Source organism: Paraburkholderia caffeinilytica, assembly GCF_046030355.1.
GTDB classification, from domain to species: Bacteria; Pseudomonadota; Gammaproteobacteria; order Burkholderiales; family Burkholderiaceae; genus Paraburkholderia; species Paraburkholderia caffeinilytica_B.
In genome coordinates this window covers 1-15,900 of sequence record NZ_JAQQCQ010000033.1, presented here as the reverse complement: position 1 = coordinate 15,900, position 15,900 = coordinate 1, and the positions used below count along the sequence as shown (strand labels likewise).

The window sequence follows — 15,900 nt, the reverse complement described above, 5'->3', positions numbered from 1 at the left end:
GCCCGAAAAAATGCCCGCAGATTCGCTACAATGCCAAGTTGCGCTCGCTCGCCGATGCCCGCCCTCCGCCTGAATCGTCCGTCAGACGCCTCGGGCCGGGCCGCCCGCGCTCGGAGCCGCCCTCTTCTCACTACTGCTGCCCACCCATCATGTCTCTGTTCTCCGCCGTCGAACTTGCTCCCCGCGACCCGATTCTGGGCCTGAACGAAGCTTTCAACGCCGATGCGCGCGCCACCAAGGTCAACCTTGGCGTTGGTGTGTACTTCAATGAAGAAGGCAAGATTCCGCTGCTGCGCGCCGTGCGCGACGCGGAAAAGGCTCGCGTCGAAGCCGCGCTGCCGCGTGGCTATCTGCCGATCGAAGGCATCGCTGCCTACGACGCTGCCGTGCAGAAACTGCTGCTCGGCAACGACTCGCCGCTGATCGCCGCAGGTCGTGTCGTGACGGCGCAAGCACTGGGCGGCACGGGCGCGCTGAAAATCGGCGCCGATTTCCTGAAACGCCTGAACCCGAACACCAAGGTCGCGATCAGCGATCCGAGCTGGGAAAACCACCGCGCGCTGTTCGAAGGCGCCGGCTTCGAAGTCGTGAACTATCCGTACTACGACGCGCACACGCACGGCGTGAACTTCGAAGGCATGCTGAGCGCGCTGAACAGCTATGCCGCAGGCACGGTTGTCGTGCTGCACGCGTGCTGCCACAACCCGACGGGCGTCGACCTGACTGTCGACCAGTGGAAGCAGATCGTCGAAGTCGTCAAGGCGCGCAATCTGGTGCCGTTCCTCGACATCGCTTACCAGGGTTTCGGCGACAACATCGAATCCGACGCTGCAGCAGTCCGCCTGTTCGCGGCATCGGAACTGAACGTGTTCGTGTCGTCGTCGTTCTCGAAGTCGTTCTCGCTGTACGGCGAACGTGTCGGCGCACTGTCGATCATCACGGCAAGCATGGAAGAGTCGGCTCGCGTTCTGTCGCAACTGAAGCGCGTGATCCGCACGAACTATTCGAACCCGCCGACGCACGGCGGCTCGGTGGTCGCAGCGGTGCTCGCATCGGCTGAACTGCGCGCCACGTGGGAAACGGAACTCGCCGAAATGCGCGACCGTATCCGTGCAATGCGCAATGGCCTGGTTGAGCGTCTGAAGGCAAGCGGCGTGGATCGCGATTTCAGCTTCGTGAACGCACAACGCGGCATGTTCTCGTACTCGGGTCTGACGGCGCCGCAAGTGGACCGCCTGCGTGAAGAGTTCGGTATCTATGCAGTGAGCACGGGCCGCATCTGCGTGGCCGCGCTGAATACGCGCAACCTCGACGTGGTGGCTAACGCGATCGCTCACGTGCTGAAATAAGGCATTTCGGAGCGCGGACGTTTGTTGCGCGCTTTGCCTTACTGAAGCTGCTTAAGCTGCATGTGGAAACGGCGCCCTTTCGGGCGCCGTTTTTATTGGCCGGCTGTTGCTGGGCGTGTGGGTATCACCCGTTCGCCTCGCTGCCGGCACTGCTTCTGTTACCTACGGCCGTTTCAGCGCGAATCCCGATGGATATCGTGCGTAACAAAGCCTGCGTCGTTATCAGGCATGTCGAGCCAATCGGGTTGCGCAAGCGAATGGCGGATATCTTCCAGACCGCTTTGCCAGTGTTCGCGCATCGTCGACAGACCGAACTGGAAGTCTTTGAAATGCCCTTCGTATTCCTTCTGCCGATAGATGAGGTGAATCACGTTGTAGCGTTTCGAACACGACAGATCCTCCGCAAGCTTGCACCACGGATCGTCGCGCTGGTCAGACGGCACGCGGTCGAGCACCTCCTTCAGCACATGCCGGAAGCGCTGCGAGCGTTGCAGCATGTCGGTCACGAGACGGGTGCGGCTCGAATACTGGATGTCTTTCATGCGCCCTTGAACATCGGTGATGTTGTCCGGCACCGGTCCGATCGCGCTCCACAGATCGACCTGGAACGCGAGCGTATCGCGACGCGGCGTGGTCTGAATCACCTCATAGAGCGGCGTGTTCGACATCAGACCGCCGTCCCAGTAGTACTGACCGTCGATTTCGACCGCCGCGAAACCCGGCGGCAACGCACCTGACGCCATGAAATGCTCAGGCCTCAGTTTCGTATGCCTGTTATCGAAGTAGGCGAAATTACCCGTACCGCAATTCACCGCCCCCACCGACACACGCATTTCGCCGGAATTGATGCGGTCGAAATCGCAGAGTGCTTCCAGCGTGGCCTTGAGCGGCGTGGTGTCGTAATAGCTCGCCAGTTGCGGCGGCCCGGAAACGGTGGGCAACGGCGGCGGGAAACGCGGCACAAAAAAGCCCTTTTGCCCTTCCACAATCGCGCCCATCGCCTGGGTCGCAGTGAAGGCCTTACGAACGGCCTCACTGGAATTGAACAGCGCGTGCTCGATAAAGGCCGGCAACGGCGGCCCGAACGCCGGTTGGCAGATCGTCTCCCAGAATTGCAGCAGCCGCTCGACGCGCTTCTCCGGCGGATTGCCGGCAATGATGGCCGTGTTCAACGCGCCAATCGAAATACCGGCGAGCCAGTTCGGCTCGATACCGGCTTCGTAAAGCCCCTGAAAGACACCGGCCTGATAGGCGCCCAACGCTCCGCCGCCTTGCAGCATCAACGCGACGGTTTCGTAGTTCGGCAATTGGCGTTGCCGGCCGGGATGAGCAGCGGGCACCGGACCGGCGCCCGCACCTTCCCCGCCGCCGGGCGCGCCGGCGCGCGCCCGTTTGAGATTGCGTTGCGCCATGCGCGCCTCCTTATTGCATGTACCAGCCGTGGCTCACAATAAAGGACTGGCCCGTCAGCGCCGCAGTCGGGAAAGTGGACAGGAACAGCACCGTCTGCGCAACGTCTTCCACCGTGGTGAAGATGCCGTCGACCGTGCCGCCCAGCATCACGCGCTTGACCACGTCTTCTTCGCTGATGCCGAGCTCCTTGGCCTGCTCGGGAATCTGCTTGTCGACCAGCGGCGTACGCACGAAACCCGGACACACCACATGCGAGCGCACGTTGTGTTTCGCGCCTTCCTTGGCCAGTACGCGTGCGAGCCCCAGCAGCGCGTGCTTGGCCGTCACATAGGCGGACTTGAGCGGCGACGCTTCGTGCGAATGGACCGAACCCATGTAGATCACGATGCCGCCGCGATCGTCTTTGTACATGTGCTTGAGCGCGGCCTTGGTGGTGAGGAAGGCGCCGTCCACATGGATCGCCTGCATCTTCTTCCAGTCGGAAAACGAATAGTTTTCGATCGGATTGACGATCTGGATGCCGGCGTTGGAAATCAGAATGTCGATCGAGCCGAACTCAGCCGCGACTTTATCGATGCCCTGGTTGACGGCATCTTCGTTCGTGACGTCCATCGCCACGCCGATTGCCTTGCCGCCGCCCTGTTTGATTTCTTCAGCGACCGCGTTCGCGCCGTCCTGGTTCAGATCGGCGATCGCGACCGCCGCGCCCGCGGCGGAAAGCGTGAGCGCAATCTGCTTGCCGATGCCGCTCGCGGCGCCGGTAACCACGGCAACCTTGCCATTCAGATTCGTGTTCAGTGACGACATCCAGAACCTCCATGCAGTTGATGAGCAATGAGACCACGGACCGCAGGCGGCGTGAAGTCAGCCAAACGGCATAGACCGTTCGGCCGAATGCTGCACTGCGGCCAACGCTGCTATTGTGCATGAACCGTGTGAACTTCATTCGTAAACCGCGCATCGAGTTTTATCTCTTTAAACTGGATGTCTCAGCGGGATTCCGGCGGCATCACCACCAAGGAGGCATGCATGAATTATCGACGTCTGGGCCGATCCGGCCTGCAAGTCAGCGAACTGTCCATCGGCTCATGGGTCACCTACGGCAATCAGGTGGATCACCGCGCGGCGCGCGAGTCGCTTGCGGCCGCGCGCGATGCGGGAGTCAACTTCTTCGACAATGCCGAGGTGTACGCCGCCGGCCAGTCCGAAGAAATCATGGGCCAGGCGCTCAAGGAACTGGCGTGGCCGCGCGTAAGCTATGTGGTATCGACGAAATTCTTCTGGGGGCTCAACGAAGCGCCGAACCAGTACCACACGCTGAACCGCAAATATTTGCTGAACGCGATCGACTCGTCGCTCAAACGCCTGCAGCTCGATTATGTCGATCTGGTGTTCTGTCATCGTCCTGACCCAAACACGCCGGTCGAGGAAACCGTCTGGGCCATGAGCGACATGATCACGCGCGGCAAAGCCCTGTACTGGGGCACGTCGGAATGGAGCGCCGACGAAATCCGCGCGGCATACGAGATCGCAGAGCGGCATCATCTGCACAAACCGGTCATGGAACAACCGCAGTACAACCTGTTTCACCGCAAGCGCGTCGAACAGGAATACAAGCGGCTTTACGAGGATATCGGCCTTGGGCTGACCACGTGGAGCCCACTCGCATCCGGCCTGCTCACTGGCAAGTACCGCGACGGCGTCCCTGCCGATAGCCGCGCTCAACTGCAAGGTTACGACTGGCTGCGCAAGCAGCTCACTGATGCCGGCAAGAACAATGTGGTCGGCAAGCTGGGTGAAGTGGCCGACGAGCTGGGTTGCACGGTCGGCCAGTTGGCGATTGCGTGGATTCTGAAGAATCCGAATGTGAGCACGGTGATCACCGGCGCGTCACGCGTCGACCAGATCGGTGAGAACATGAAATCCGCCGAGGTGGCCGGGCGGATCACGCCGGAGATCAAGCAGCGGATCGAGGAGATCATCGGCGACGCCTACGACTGAGCGGTCGGGTCGGTCGGTCGGCCGGTCGGCCGGTCGGTCGGGTCGGGTCGGGTCGGTCGGGTCGGGTCGGGTCGATCGGATTGGATGACCCGACCGGTCCGCGGAGCACGGCCCGCGCACCCTCGGAGCTGTGTTACGCGCAACGCACTGCGGAGTGCGGCGCGTCGTCGCGTACAATACGCGACCGCGCTGCACTTCAGCTGTGCTGCCGCCCTGCACTCGCATTGCCGAATCCGCCGTGGACCGGCACGCCCTCTTTCAGCGTCTCCACATCATGCTCAGCTACCGCCACGCCTTTCATGCAGGCAATCACGCCGACGTTCTGAAACACGCCGTCGTGTTGCAGCTACTGCGCTACCTCGGCCAGAAGGACAAAGCCTACTGGTATATCGACACGCACGCGGGCGCCGGCGTCTATTCGCTGAAAGAAGGCTACGCGACGAAAACCGGCGAATTCCAGACCGGCATCGCCAAGCTCTGGGAGCGTAACGATCTGCCGCCGATCTTCGCCGACTACGTCGACGAAGTGAGCGCGCTGAATCCGGACGGCCAGCTGCGTTTCTACCCGGGTTCACCTTATATCGCGTGGCGGCAGTTGCGGGAACAGGACCGCATGCGCCTGTTCGAACTGCACACCACTGAAATCGACGTGCTGCGCCATAACTTCCGCGACGCGGGCCGCCGCGCGATGCTTTATGCGGGCGACGGTTTCGACGGCATTCTCGCGTTGCTGCCGCCGGCGCCGCGCCGCGCGCTGGTGCTGCTCGACCCGTCGTACGAAGACAAGCGCGACTACACGCGTACGCTGCGCTGCGTCGAAGAAAGTCTGAAGCGTTTTCCGACCGGCACCTACGCGGTCTGGTATCCGCAGGTTAGACGCCTTGAATCGCAGCGCTTCCCCGATCAGTTGAAGAAGCTGCAGGAGCGCAACTGGCTGCATGTGAGCCTGACCGTCAGCAATCCGCCGGCCGACGGCTTCGGGTTGTTCGGCAGCGGCATGTTCATTCTGAATCCGCCGTATACGCTGGCAAAAACGTTGAAGGATCAGATGCCCTGGCTGGTCCAGGCACTAGGCGAGGACAAGGCCGCGCAGTTCAAGGTCGAATATCGCGGCGATTGAGCTTCGTGGCAGGGCTCTGTATGCACGTAAGAAGCGGGGCCGCCGCTCGAAGTGTCGACAGATGGAAAAGAACTACAGGGAGATATCGCGCCAGAGACGCTTATTGCGCACGAAGCGCGGGACGAGGTTGCGATTGTGGCGACGGCGTACCGCCGCCGACAGGCACCGGGACGTAAGGCGCGACAACGATCGGTATCGACGAATTCGGCGCCAGCTCCGTAGGTGTTGCGATAGGCTGCGCGCCTACGATCGGCTGCCGTGAGAGCGGCGCAGTCTGCAGCACGGTGCCGCTCTGGCCATCACTGATACCGCTCTGCGAGTCGAGTATCACGGGCTTGCGGCCGGCGTCGCTGCTCGATGCGGCGAACGTCGCCGGGATGGCAAAAACCGCGGTCAGCGAGGCTGCGACGGTCATGGCCAGGACGGATTTGAGCGAGCGGACAGGAGGCATGGGCGGACCGGTTGAGTTTGAGAATGCCGGATTGCACAGAAAGCGCTTTACCTTACCGCGCCGGCCGCCGTCAGGCTAGTCGTTATTGGCCATGAGTCGCCTTGAAGCGCCACTTGCCGTGAATTCTCGTGGTCCAGATGTGACAAAGCCCCGTCTATACGGGGCTCAACACTTTGCTGCGATGGCCGCGCCCGAGCGCCGCCGGGTCAAACGTGATGCAGTTGAAACTTACAGCGAGTAGCCATTGGTTTCGAGCGAGCGGATGCGCTGTTCGAGCTGAACGATATCCGACGACGACGCCAGGTAGGCTTCACGACGGCTGCGTTCTGCAGTTTCAAACCAGGTGCTCAGCTTTTCAAGTACGTATGCAAACATGATGTTCTCCAAGGATCAGATTGAATCCCCGGTGAGTTTTGCATCAGGGATTTCCCGTAAAAGGGTTAACCCGGATTATAGCCCTATGGTGCAACCTTGCTAGTGAAATGCCCGCATGACGTGCATTCCGTTTTGGAATGGTGCACGCCTATGGTGCGCTTAAGTCATTGATTTATCTAAATTCAAGATGACTTTTTCGCGATGGCTGATATTACCCCATATAAATTTGCACCATCTAGGTGCTTTTTGGTGATCGGTTGCGACAAATCCCCCTGACGGTTGCACCTTCGTGCTTTCAAATCGGATGACACCCCTGCCCCGACACCAGATCGGTGTCGGCGAGCCGCTCGATAATCGGGCAATCCGGGCGTTCGTCGCCGTGGCAATGATCCGCCAGATGCGCCAATGTGTCGCGCATGTCGGTTAGTTCGTTGATACGGCGATCGAGTTCCGCGACGTGCTCCAGCGCAATCGCCTTCACTTCGGCGCTGGCGCGCGACCGGTCGTGCCACAGCGCCAGCAGGCGGCGAATATCCTCGACCAGAAAACCAAGACGACGCGCCTGCCGGATGAAACGCAGCGAATGAACCTCTTGCGGTCCGTATACACGATAGCCGGCACTCGTGCGCGCCTTTGCCGCCAGCAAGCCCACGCTTTCGTAGTAGCGAATCATCTTCGCCGTGACGCCCGACGCGCGGGCCGCTTCTCCGATATTCATGACTGTTCCCCAGTGTATGCGTACGATCGTACACCTTCCCATAGTGGGAAGGTCAGCCACTCAATTGCGTATCGGCAGGCATAATTCAATCATCGCAACATTCATCTTTTCGAGGCAATCCCGATGACGATCGAATTCCAGGTAGAAGGCATGAGCTGCCAGCATTGCGTGGCTGCGGTGACGAACGCGATCCGTGAACACGATGGTGCCGCTCAGGTCCAGGTCGATCTGGCATCCGGCCGCGTGGCGGTCGAATCGGCGCAACCGGCTGACACACTGAAGGCTGCAATCGACGAGGCCGGTTACACGGTGACCCGCGTGACCAGCGGCCCAACCCACTAGGCGAGCGACCGTCATGTTCAAAGTTGCCGTCATTGGCGCTTCCGGGCTGCTCGGCCGGGCTCTCGTCGACGAACTGGCACAGCGGACCAGTTGGCACGTTGTCGCCACGGCATTCAGCCGGCCAAAGCCGAACATGGTCGCGCTGGATATTCGCGATGCGCGGGCAGTCGAGCAATTTGTCGAACGCGAAGCACCGGACGCACTCGTGATTGCTGCTGCAGAGCGTCGGCCCGATGTGTGCGAGCACGATCCGGCGCTCGCCCGGGCGTTGAACGTCGACGCGGTACGTACGTTGGCCGCGGCGGCAAAGCGGCGCGGCGCATGGACGCTCTCGATCTCAACCGATTACGTGTTCGACGGCACCCATCCGCCGTATCGGCACGATTCCGCGCCCACACCGCTCAATGCCTATGGCCGCAGCAAACTCGACGGCGAACGGGCGCTGACGGAATCCACCGATCTCGGCTGCGTGTTGCGTTTGCCGTTGCTGTACGGGCCGATCGTCGATTGGACAGAATCGGCGATAACGAGTCTCGTGCCGGCAATTGCCGCGTCGGCTTCACGCGAGGGCAAGGCTGCGGTCATGGATGCATGGGCGATTCGTTACCCGACCTTTACGCCGGACGTCGCGTTCGTGATCCGGCAAATGCTCGAACGGCACGCGTGTGGCGATGCAATCCGCGGCATCGTGCAATGGTCGGGGGATGAGCCAATGAACAAGTATGAAATCGCTGTGCGGCTGGCCGAAGCGCTGCAACTCGATGCACAACTGACGCCACAGCACACGCCCACCGACGCGACACCGCGCCCGCATAACTGCCATCTGGCTTCGGACCGGCTCGAGGCGCTGGGCATTGGCCGCCGCACGCCATTCGACGTGGCGATTCGGCAAGTGCTGGCCGAATTTCCGTGGCGAGGTGAGATGGCTGCGTAGCTTCCCGGCAGTGAGTTTAACCACGGCAGTGCTTCGGTGTTTTCGTGGCGACGCAAAAACGCCGACGTAGCGCCCCGGCAGCCAGTTTGACCACGGCAGTACTTCCGTGTTTTCGTGACGACGCAAAACACTGGCGTAGCACCCGGCAGCGAGTTTGATCACGGCAAGTGTCGCCTGCGTTTCCGTATCCGATGACACTTCGGCTTGGCGCGGGGCCTGCAAGTTGATCGCGACAAATACTGCTTCCGTTTCCGTAGGCCGCTGGCATGTCGGCATGGAGCCCATGCACGCAAGCCAGGCTGCGGCAGACCAGCATCAGTGAAAATCGCGGCTCGCCGTAGCCAGTTCGCCGAGCCATTCACTGTAATCTTCGAGTCGATGCGCGACGAGATGGATCACCTCGCCCTTCTGTTTCCGTTTCGCATTGCCCGCTTGATTTGCGCTCACCGTATTGCCGGCGCTATCACCGCCGGTAGAAACGCCATCGTCACGCTGCAAGACGCCATACACCGCTAGCAACGATGCCCCCAGCAGCACCTTGCGCTGCTTTTCCACTAGCGCCGGCCAGACGATCACATTGATCGACCCGGTTTCGTCTTCGATGGAAACGAACACGGTGCCGTTTGCCGTGCCCGGCCGCTGCCGCACGGTGACGATGCCGCAAGCCCGCGCCAGCGTGCCATGCCGACACTCCGCGAGTTCGGCCGCCGTGCGAAAACGCAGCCTGGCAAGACGCTCGCGCAATAGCGCGAGCGGATGACGATTGAGCGTGAGGCCGATGCTCGCGTAATCGTCGACGATCTCACGACTTTCGGTTGCCTGAGGCAACACCAACGGCGCTTCGGCGATCGGTGCATCGCGCAGCAGCTTGGGCACCGCGTGCTGCGCGGTCACCGCCCACCACGCTTCGCGCCGATGCCCCGCAATGCTAACCAGTGCGTTCGCCGCAGCCAGCGCTTCGAGATCTCGCCGCGTCAATGCCGCACGACGCGTCAGATCGTCGACGTCGGTAAACGGCGCGGCGCTGCGAGCCGCCATGATGCGTTCAGCAGCGACCTGTGAAAGACCTTTGATCAGATGCATGCCGATGCGCACTGCCGGCCCGCGTGCACCATAGGTTTTCGACGATTGAAATACGCGTGCGGTCAGTTGTTTTGCCGCACGTCGAATCGTCCGGGCCACGGTGAAGCGACGCAACGACAGATCACGGAATTGCTGTGCGGCCAATACGCCCTGCTGACGACGCAAACAGGTCTCGCTCGATGAAATCCGCTGTCCTTCGTGGCCGCGTCGTTCGAAGGTTGACTCCCAATCGCTCAAAGTTACATCGGGCGGCAATGCCTGGACGCCGTGACGTCTGGCATCCTGCACGAGTTGCGATGGTGAATAAAATCCCAACGGCTGACTGTTCAGCAACCCCGCCAGAAAAGCGGCCGGTTCATAGCGTTTCAACCATGCGCTGAGATAGACGAGCAAGGCAAAACTCGCCGCATGGCTTTCAGGAAAACCATATTCGCCGAAGCCTTCGATCTGTTTGCAGATGCGCGCGATGAACTCGGGTTCATAGTCTCGCTTGAGCATGCGCTCGGTCAGATCCTGCTGATACTGCGCCAGATTGCCGGTGCGCCGCCATGCGGCCATCGCGCGCCGCAATTGATCGGCCTGCTCACCAGTGTAGAGCGCCGCAACCATCGCGAGGTGCATCACCTGCTCCTGGAAAATCGGCACCCCGAGCGTTCGCTCGAGCACGGGCCGCAACTCCTCCTTCGCGTAGTCCACCGCTTCCAGACCCTGCTTGCGGCGCAGATACGGATGCACCATGCCGCCCTGGATGGGGCCGGGCCGAACGATCGCGACTTCGATCACAAGATCGTAGTACTTGTTCGGTTTCAGCCGCGGCAGCATGCTTTGCTGCGCACGCGATTCGATCTGGAATACACCGATCGTATCGGCATGACCGCACATTTCGTAGACGGCTCGATCTTCGCGCGGAATATCCTGCATCCTGAATGTCGGCAAGCCGCGCCGCAAGGCGACGAACTCCAACGCGCGCCGGATAGCCGACAACATGCCAAGCGCCAGCACGTCGACTTTTAGCAGGCTGAGCGCATCGATATCGTCCTTGTCCCACTCGATCACGCTGCGATCCTTCATCGTCGCGTTCTCGATCGGCACGAGTCGCGACAGCTTGTCTTTCGCGATCACAAAGCCGCCGACGTGTTGCGACAGATGACGCGGAAAGTTGCGCAACTCTTGAGTGAGGCGAATCAGATTCCGCGTGATGTGCGAGCTGGCGGCGAAACCCGCTTCGGCCAGATATTTGGCGACCGCGTCCGTGCCATCCCACCACTGCTGCGATTTACTGATCCGCTCGATCAAGGACGCTTCGAGGCCCAATGCCTTGCCGACGTCCTTCAGCGCACTACGTGCGTGATAGGTGATCAGCGTTGCAGTGAGCGCAGCGCGATGACGGCCGTATTTCCCATAGATATATTGAATCACCTCTTCCCGACGCTGATGCTCAAAATCGATATCAATATCAGGCGGTTCGTTACGCGCGCGCGAGATGAACCGTTCGATCAGCATGTTCATGCTCGCCGGATCGATTTCCGTCACATGCAGGCAGTAGCACACGATTGAATTGGCCGCCGAACCACGGCCTTGGCACAGTATGTTTCTGGAGCGCGCGAAGCTCACGATATCCTGCACCGTCAGAAAGTACTTTTCGTATTTCAGGTCGGCGATCAGTTGCAGCTCTTTTTCGATCTGATTAATTCGTTTGAGATCCAGCCCTTCCGACCATCGCTCCATCGCGCCGGCCATAACCAGTTTGCGCAGATAGCTCGATGGCGATTCACCGGCGGGCACCAGCTCTTTCGGATACTCGTACTTGAGTTCGTCGAGCGAGAAGCGACACAGGGCTGCGATACGCAGCGTTTCTTCGAGCGTGTCACGCGGATACAGTTTGCCGAGCCGCACGCGAGTGCGCATATGCCGTTCGGCATTGGGCTCGAGCGCCTGACCGCACGCCGATAGCGGTGTGACGAGGCCAATCGCGGTCAGGGTGTCCTGCAACGGCTTGCGTGATCGCACATGCATCAGGACGCCTCCTGCTGCGACCAAAGGTAAGCCACTCGTTTTTGAGATCATTCGCAATGCGTCGATCTGAAGATCGTCGCTGCCGGTTTGCCAGAGTTCGAGTGCAATCCATGAACGTTGCGGCGCGAACGATGCCAGCCAGTGCGCACATCGCAATGTGTGCGAGAGCGTCGCCGTGCGCCGCGGCACGAGGATCAGGAGGCAATCGGGCAAGGCTTTGAGATGTTCGAGATGGGGTAGCGAGTCGGTGAAGTCGGACGGACTGAGGCGATAGCTGCCTTTGTCCGCACGCGAACGGGCGAGCGTAATCAGCTCGGAGAGATTGCCGTAGCCATTGCGGTTGGTTGCGAGTGCAACCAGTGTGCAGAACGGGGCGCCTGCATCGTCGGTCAGATTGAGTTCGCTGCCGATGATGAGGTGAGGGATTGGTTTTAGTGCTTCTTGCTGGGTGGTTTCTGGTTGGGTGGTTTCTGGTTGGGTGGTTTCTGGTTGGGTGGTTTCTGGTTGGGTGGTTTCTGGTTGGGTGGTTTCTGGCTGGAGCTCCGCTGGCTTTGTAACCGCCGGCTCTGCTGCTTCGTCTAAAGACGCTCCTACCTGAACGGCATTCGCCTTGTCTGCGCGCTCCTTCTGCTGGCGGTTCCGCTCCTGTTTGATTTCCCTCACCGCCGTGTGCGCGCGGACGACGCCCGCGAGCGAGCATTCATCGGTGATCGCGAGCGCGCTATAGCCGCACGACATCGCCTGCTCGACCAGTTCACGCGGGTGCGACGCACCACGCAAAAACGAGAAATTAGTCAGGCAATGCAGTTCCGCATACGGCGGCAATTGGGCCGCAAGCGCCTGCTCCGACAAGAATGGTGGCCGAAAATTTGCCATGATGCTCAGCCGAATAAACCCTGCAAATACCACCCGCCGCCAAGACGTTCTCGATACACCCAGAACATATGGCCACGATCGTCTGCTGCAACGTAGTAATCCCGCTCAACAAGGTTACCGTCCCACCACCCTGCTTCAATCCGTTCGGTGCGTGTAAGCATTTTCAGCGGTCGACGGTAGACCGGTCGCTGGTCACGCATCATCAGGCGCAGCGGTTTGTCCAGTATCCAGACGGGGCGAGGCTGCGATGGCAACGCACTGTCGGGCAGATCGAGGGAGGCTTGGGCCGGTTGTGTTACGAATAGGCGGCCGCTTTTAGCGTCACTCGCTTTTTCGGGTTGTCGGGATAGGTGCACTGAGTGTTCTGTGCGTTCTGTGCGTTCTGTGCGTTCTGTGCGTTCTGTGCGTTCTGTGCGTTCTGTGCGTTCTGTCTGTTCTGTCTGTTCTGTCTGTTCTGTCTGTTCCGTCTGCTCCTTCTGCTCCTTCTGCTCCTTCTGCTCCTTCTGCTCCTTCTGCTCCTTCTGTGTCGCGGCATCATCGTCTACGCGCACACTCTCCAATGCAGTGTGCTGCAACTCATCGGTCAGCCAGGTTTTATCCGCTTTGATTTTTGTCCTGGTTTTCGCAGACGAACGCTTCTTGCGCGAAAACGCTTGCGCCTGGTAAGCCTCGACACGCATTGCCCGCTCAGGCCGATAATCATCCTGCACCGACATCTGCAGCACGTTCTCCGGCCCCAACCGCGCACTCAAGCGTTCGAGCAGGCGTGCGATCGAATCGCCGTCGGATTCGGGCATGGGAAACAAGGTGTCCGAACGCCCTGCATACTCGCCGATCTGATCCGCCACCAGCTTCAACTCGATCACGGGCGCCACCAGAACCGTCTGATTCAACTTCTCACGCAACAGCCAGATCAGGTGCTCGGCATCACGCGACGGTACGGCCCATGCGACTTTCAGACTCGACGTCTTCGATGCATGACGGGAGGCCAATTCATGTTCGAGCAACAACGTATAACCACTGAGCGCGGCATGATGTGCGCTCAACCAGCCGGCCAGTTGCACAATCAGCCGGCGTGCAGCGAACAGTAGTGCATCGGCGTTATCGACCCGCGACGGCAACTCCAGTTGCGCATGAAACGATGCCGGCGCGCGGAACGATTCGCGCGGGTCCGGACGCGTACCATACGCTTGCGCCAGCAGGTCCAGAATGCCGCTGCCGAAACGTCTCACGACGCCCGACCTTGGCAATTGCCGCAAATCGGCCAGCGTCGCGCAACCGACATGCGTAAACGCATCGCGATGCGCCTGCGAAACTGGCAACAACAGCACGGATAAGCGGTCGAGAACCCGCGCAAGCGACGTTTCCTTGATCACATGCCAACGATGCCCCTGCCGATCGGCGTGCGCCTGAGCCAGCAACCACGCGCCCCAGGCTGTCGGTGCGCACGCGATGCGCGCCGTATAGCCGAATTCAGCCACCGTCGAGGACACCCGCGACAACAACGCGCGCAAGCCGCCAAACAATCGCAAGCCGGAGCCGACTTCCAGCAATAAAGTGTGCGCGTGCCCGAGCGACACTTTCGGTGTGTACGTCAGCAAAGCGAGCGCCATCGCTTCGAACGCCTGAGTTTCGCGGGCCGTGTCTGCGGCAAGCATTTTGAGACCGGGTGCCAGCGCCAATGCGTACGAGCGCGATTGACCCGCTTGCACCCCCGCACGCAACGCCTCGAAATCCGGCATCAGAATGTGCACGTGATCGGCCAGCGCATAGCAACGCATCTCGGTGACGCTGCCGGCATCGGGAAGTTGGCTTGTCTCTCCGGATTCACACCGCTTCAGCTTCGCGAGCGAACCATCCTGGAGCGGTTCGAGAGGCTTCACCGCTTCCAGCGACAAGAGTGGCAATGTGACTGCGATCCACAACATGTTTGATCTCTCGCCCTTGATTTCTGCCGACTCCGTTTTCCGGCAACAAGACGCTTTGTAACGGCAAAATGAGACGCAGAGGTTCCGCTAGCGGTGGGCCTCGGCGTTTGAAGATGTCGATCGAGATACCAATCTCCTGCAACCATTGACGACGGTTGATCGTCTGCGCATTGGCTGGCAAAAGCGGCTCGCAAATCATTCGTAATGGCGCAGGCGAAGATTGCGTGGCTGCCTCCACAGGTCGGATCAAAAATGCTAGCGATGCCGACTCCTGAGCCGCCACCTGCAGACGCCGAACCTTATCGGCGCGCGCATTCGGCAGCCATACCAGCACTGCGCCGATGCCATCTTGCTTCAATGCCTGAACTGCGGCCCACGGGGTCTGGTCTTCGCTACAACGCACCCACAAGACGCGCTCAACATCGATACCCCACGCCCTCAATGCTGAAGCACAAGGCTGGTAAGGGGGTGCCACGAGCATGACGTGCCGTTCGGCTTGTACCGTAAGATGCCTGAGCGCGCAGGCCAGCAGGCGCAGTTCGCCGACTCCTCCATGCTCAATCAATAACTCCGTCAGGCCGCCGGCCGACCAGCCCTGTCCGGGCAACAGTTGATCCAGCGCGGCATAGCCGCTGGAAATCACCCGCGAATCCGCCTCGGCCAGTTCATTGCCCTGCCACACCTGACGCCGCAATTGCGACGACAACACCGTCGTCGCCAGGTGAATCGCTACTGCCATAGACACGCTCGTTCAATAGGGAATACTCCGCCCTGCCCGGCAGCGGGCACGCAAGGGACGACGAGTCTTCACTGTATATTTATACAGTATTCCGAGGCGAATGTTAAGGCAGGGAGATGCGAGGAAACGTGCGGAGGGTGGAAATAAAAAGGGATGGTGAGCCGTTTTTGTTGCAGGTTTTTCGCCTGTGGGAGAGTTGCCCTTTGGCGCTACCGCTAAGCAAACAGGACTCGAGTTGACGTGCTGGAGGAGGGATGAGAAGAGCAGAGAGCCCACGCATGGACGCTGCGGATATGAGCAAGCGCTGCGGATTACGTGAACGTGTTCCGGCTCCGGAGTGAGGCAAGAGAACACTGGCACCACATCGGCGCTGATCATGCGACGGCGATGTTTCAGGTCCAGTCATAGTGAGGACGGACAGACGCTCGGACAAAATCGCGGCGTGAGTGTGCCACCGTAGTCGTGATGGCATTGGCTGGAAGCGAATGCCTCGTTTTGTGTGTGTGTTTCTTGCGGGCGTTTGCGATCGCGTAAACGCAGAAACCCCACCTTTAT

At 60.3% G+C, this 15,900-nt stretch carries 13 protein-coding genes; 5 read left to right on the top strand and 8 right to left on the bottom strand.

What is annotated here, in order from left to right; all coding sequences use genetic code 11:
- Positions 1-149 precede the first annotated feature (149 nt).
- Positions 150-1,349, top strand: coding sequence for an amino acid aminotransferase (locus PQQ95_RS33015; RefSeq protein ID WP_408445639.1), 1,200 nt, complete (start codon positions 150-152; stop codon positions 1,347-1,349).
- Positions 1,350-1,522: 173 nt separating this feature from the next.
- Here the strand turns inward: PQQ95_RS33015 and PQQ95_RS33010 are convergent, their stop codons facing one another.
- Together PQQ95_RS33010 and PQQ95_RS33005 are read right to left on the bottom strand one after the other, a co-directional pair.
- Positions 1,523-2,761, bottom strand: coding sequence for a DUF3734 domain-containing protein (locus PQQ95_RS33010; protein WP_408445636.1), 1,239 nt, complete (start codon positions 2,759-2,761; stop codon positions 1,523-1,525).
- Between the two features lie 10 nt (positions 2,762-2,771).
- Positions 2,772-3,569, bottom strand: coding sequence for a 3-hydroxybutyrate dehydrogenase (locus PQQ95_RS33005; RefSeq protein ID WP_172315976.1), 798 nt, complete (start codon positions 3,567-3,569; stop codon positions 2,772-2,774).
- A 222-nt stretch (positions 3,570-3,791) separates the two neighbouring features.
- Between PQQ95_RS33005 and PQQ95_RS33000 the strand changes: the two genes are divergently transcribed.
- Entirely contained in the window at positions 3,792-4,763 is a 972-nt protein-coding gene (locus PQQ95_RS33000; RefSeq protein ID WP_408445633.1) for a potassium channel beta subunit family protein, read from the top strand.
- 274 nt (positions 4,764-5,037) lie between these two features.
- Positions 5,038-5,883, top strand: a complete 846-nt coding sequence (locus tag PQQ95_RS32995) for a 23S rRNA (adenine(2030)-N(6))-methyltransferase RlmJ (protein WP_408445632.1) — start codon at positions 5,038-5,040, stop codon at positions 5,881-5,883.
- A gap of 100 nt (positions 5,884-5,983) precedes the next feature.
- Here the strand turns inward: PQQ95_RS32995 and PQQ95_RS32990 are convergent, their stop codons facing one another.
- The 3 genes from PQQ95_RS32990 to cueR form a co-directional block, all read right to left on the bottom strand.
- Entirely contained in the window at positions 5,984-6,334 is a 351-nt protein-coding gene (locus PQQ95_RS32990) for a hypothetical protein (protein ID WP_408445629.1), read from the bottom strand.
- 228 nt (positions 6,335-6,562) lie between these two features.
- Positions 6,563-6,709 carry a DUF3563 family protein gene (locus PQQ95_RS32985; RefSeq protein WP_074284875.1) on the bottom strand — a complete coding sequence of 49 codons (147 nt, stop codon included), beginning with the start codon at positions 6,707-6,709 and terminating at the stop codon, positions 6,563-6,565.
- A 295-nt stretch (positions 6,710-7,004) separates the two neighbouring features.
- Entirely contained in the window at positions 7,005-7,427 is a 423-nt protein-coding gene (cueR, locus tag PQQ95_RS32980) for a Cu(I)-responsive transcriptional regulator (protein ID WP_408445628.1), read from the bottom strand.
- 123 nt (positions 7,428-7,550) lie between these two features.
- On the opposite strand from cueR, the gene PQQ95_RS32975 reads away from it, so the two are divergent.
- Both PQQ95_RS32975 and PQQ95_RS32970 read left to right on the top strand, forming a co-directional pair.
- Positions 7,551-7,769 carry a heavy-metal-associated domain-containing protein gene (locus PQQ95_RS32975; protein ID WP_408445625.1) on the top strand — a complete coding sequence of 73 codons (219 nt, stop codon included), beginning with the start codon at positions 7,551-7,553 and terminating at the stop codon, positions 7,767-7,769.
- Between the two features lie 13 nt (positions 7,770-7,782).
- Positions 7,783-8,703, top strand: a complete 921-nt coding sequence (locus PQQ95_RS32970; RefSeq protein WP_408445623.1) for a dTDP-4-dehydrorhamnose reductase family protein — start codon at positions 7,783-7,785, stop codon at positions 8,701-8,703.
- Between the two features lie 315 nt (positions 8,704-9,018).
- Here PQQ95_RS32970 and PQQ95_RS32965 read toward each other — a convergent pair whose 3' ends face one another.
- Genes PQQ95_RS32965 through imuA form a run of 3 tightly spaced genes read right to left on the bottom strand, consistent with a single transcriptional unit; the run spans position 9,019 to position 15,345 of the window.
- Positions 9,019-12,678, bottom strand: coding sequence for an error-prone DNA polymerase (locus tag PQQ95_RS32965; RefSeq protein ID WP_408445621.1), 3,660 nt, complete (start codon positions 12,676-12,678; stop codon positions 9,019-9,021).
- A 5-nt stretch (positions 12,679-12,683) separates the two neighbouring features.
- Positions 12,684-14,606 carry a Y-family DNA polymerase gene (locus PQQ95_RS32960; RefSeq protein ID WP_408445618.1) on the bottom strand — a complete coding sequence of 641 codons (1,923 nt, stop codon included), beginning with the start codon at positions 14,604-14,606 and terminating at the stop codon, positions 12,684-12,686.
- Positions 14,506-15,345, bottom strand: coding sequence for a translesion DNA synthesis-associated protein ImuA (gene imuA / locus PQQ95_RS32955; protein ID WP_408445616.1), 840 nt, complete (start codon positions 15,343-15,345; stop codon positions 14,506-14,508). The genes PQQ95_RS32960 and imuA overlap by 101 nt, the downstream gene beginning before the upstream one ends.
- Positions 15,346-15,900: the final 555 nt, after the last annotated feature.

Excerpts from the sequence above, each read along its gene's own strand:
- PQQ95_RS33015 (WP_408445639.1), top strand. The coding sequence starts at position 150 with ATGTCTCTGTTCTCCGCCGTCGAACTTGCTCCCCGCGACCCGATTCTG.
- PQQ95_RS33010 (WP_408445636.1), bottom strand. The coding sequence starts at position 2,761 with ATGGCGCAACGCAATCTCAAACGGGCGCGCGCCGGCGCGCCCGGCGGC.
- PQQ95_RS33005 (WP_172315976.1), bottom strand. The coding sequence starts at position 3,569 with ATGTCGTCACTGAACACGAATCTGAATGGCAAGGTTGCCGTGGTTACC.
- PQQ95_RS33000 (WP_408445633.1), top strand. The coding sequence starts at position 3,792 with ATGAATTATCGACGTCTGGGCCGATCCGGCCTGCAAGTCAGCGAACTG.
- PQQ95_RS32995 (WP_408445632.1), top strand. The coding sequence starts at position 5,038 with ATGCTCAGCTACCGCCACGCCTTTCATGCAGGCAATCACGCCGACGTT.
- PQQ95_RS32990 (WP_408445629.1), bottom strand. The coding sequence starts at position 6,334 with ATGCCTCCTGTCCGCTCGCTCAAATCCGTCCTGGCCATGACCGTCGCA.
- PQQ95_RS32985 (WP_074284875.1), bottom strand. The coding sequence starts at position 6,709 with ATGTTTGCATACGTACTTGAAAAGCTGAGCACCTGGTTTGAAACTGCA.
- cueR (WP_408445628.1), bottom strand. The coding sequence starts at position 7,427 with ATGAATATCGGAGAAGCGGCCCGCGCGTCGGGCGTCACGGCGAAGATG.
- PQQ95_RS32975 (WP_408445625.1), top strand. The coding sequence starts at position 7,551 with ATGACGATCGAATTCCAGGTAGAAGGCATGAGCTGCCAGCATTGCGTG.
- PQQ95_RS32970 (WP_408445623.1), top strand. The coding sequence starts at position 7,783 with ATGTTCAAAGTTGCCGTCATTGGCGCTTCCGGGCTGCTCGGCCGGGCT.
- PQQ95_RS32965 (WP_408445621.1), bottom strand. The coding sequence starts at position 12,678 with ATGGCAAATTTTCGGCCACCATTCTTGTCGGAGCAGGCGCTTGCGGCC.
- PQQ95_RS32960 (WP_408445618.1), bottom strand. The coding sequence starts at position 14,606 with ATGTTGTGGATCGCAGTCACATTGCCACTCTTGTCGCTGGAAGCGGTG.
- imuA (WP_408445616.1), bottom strand. The coding sequence starts at position 15,345 with ATGGCAGTAGCGATTCACCTGGCGACGACGGTGTTGTCGTCGCAATTG.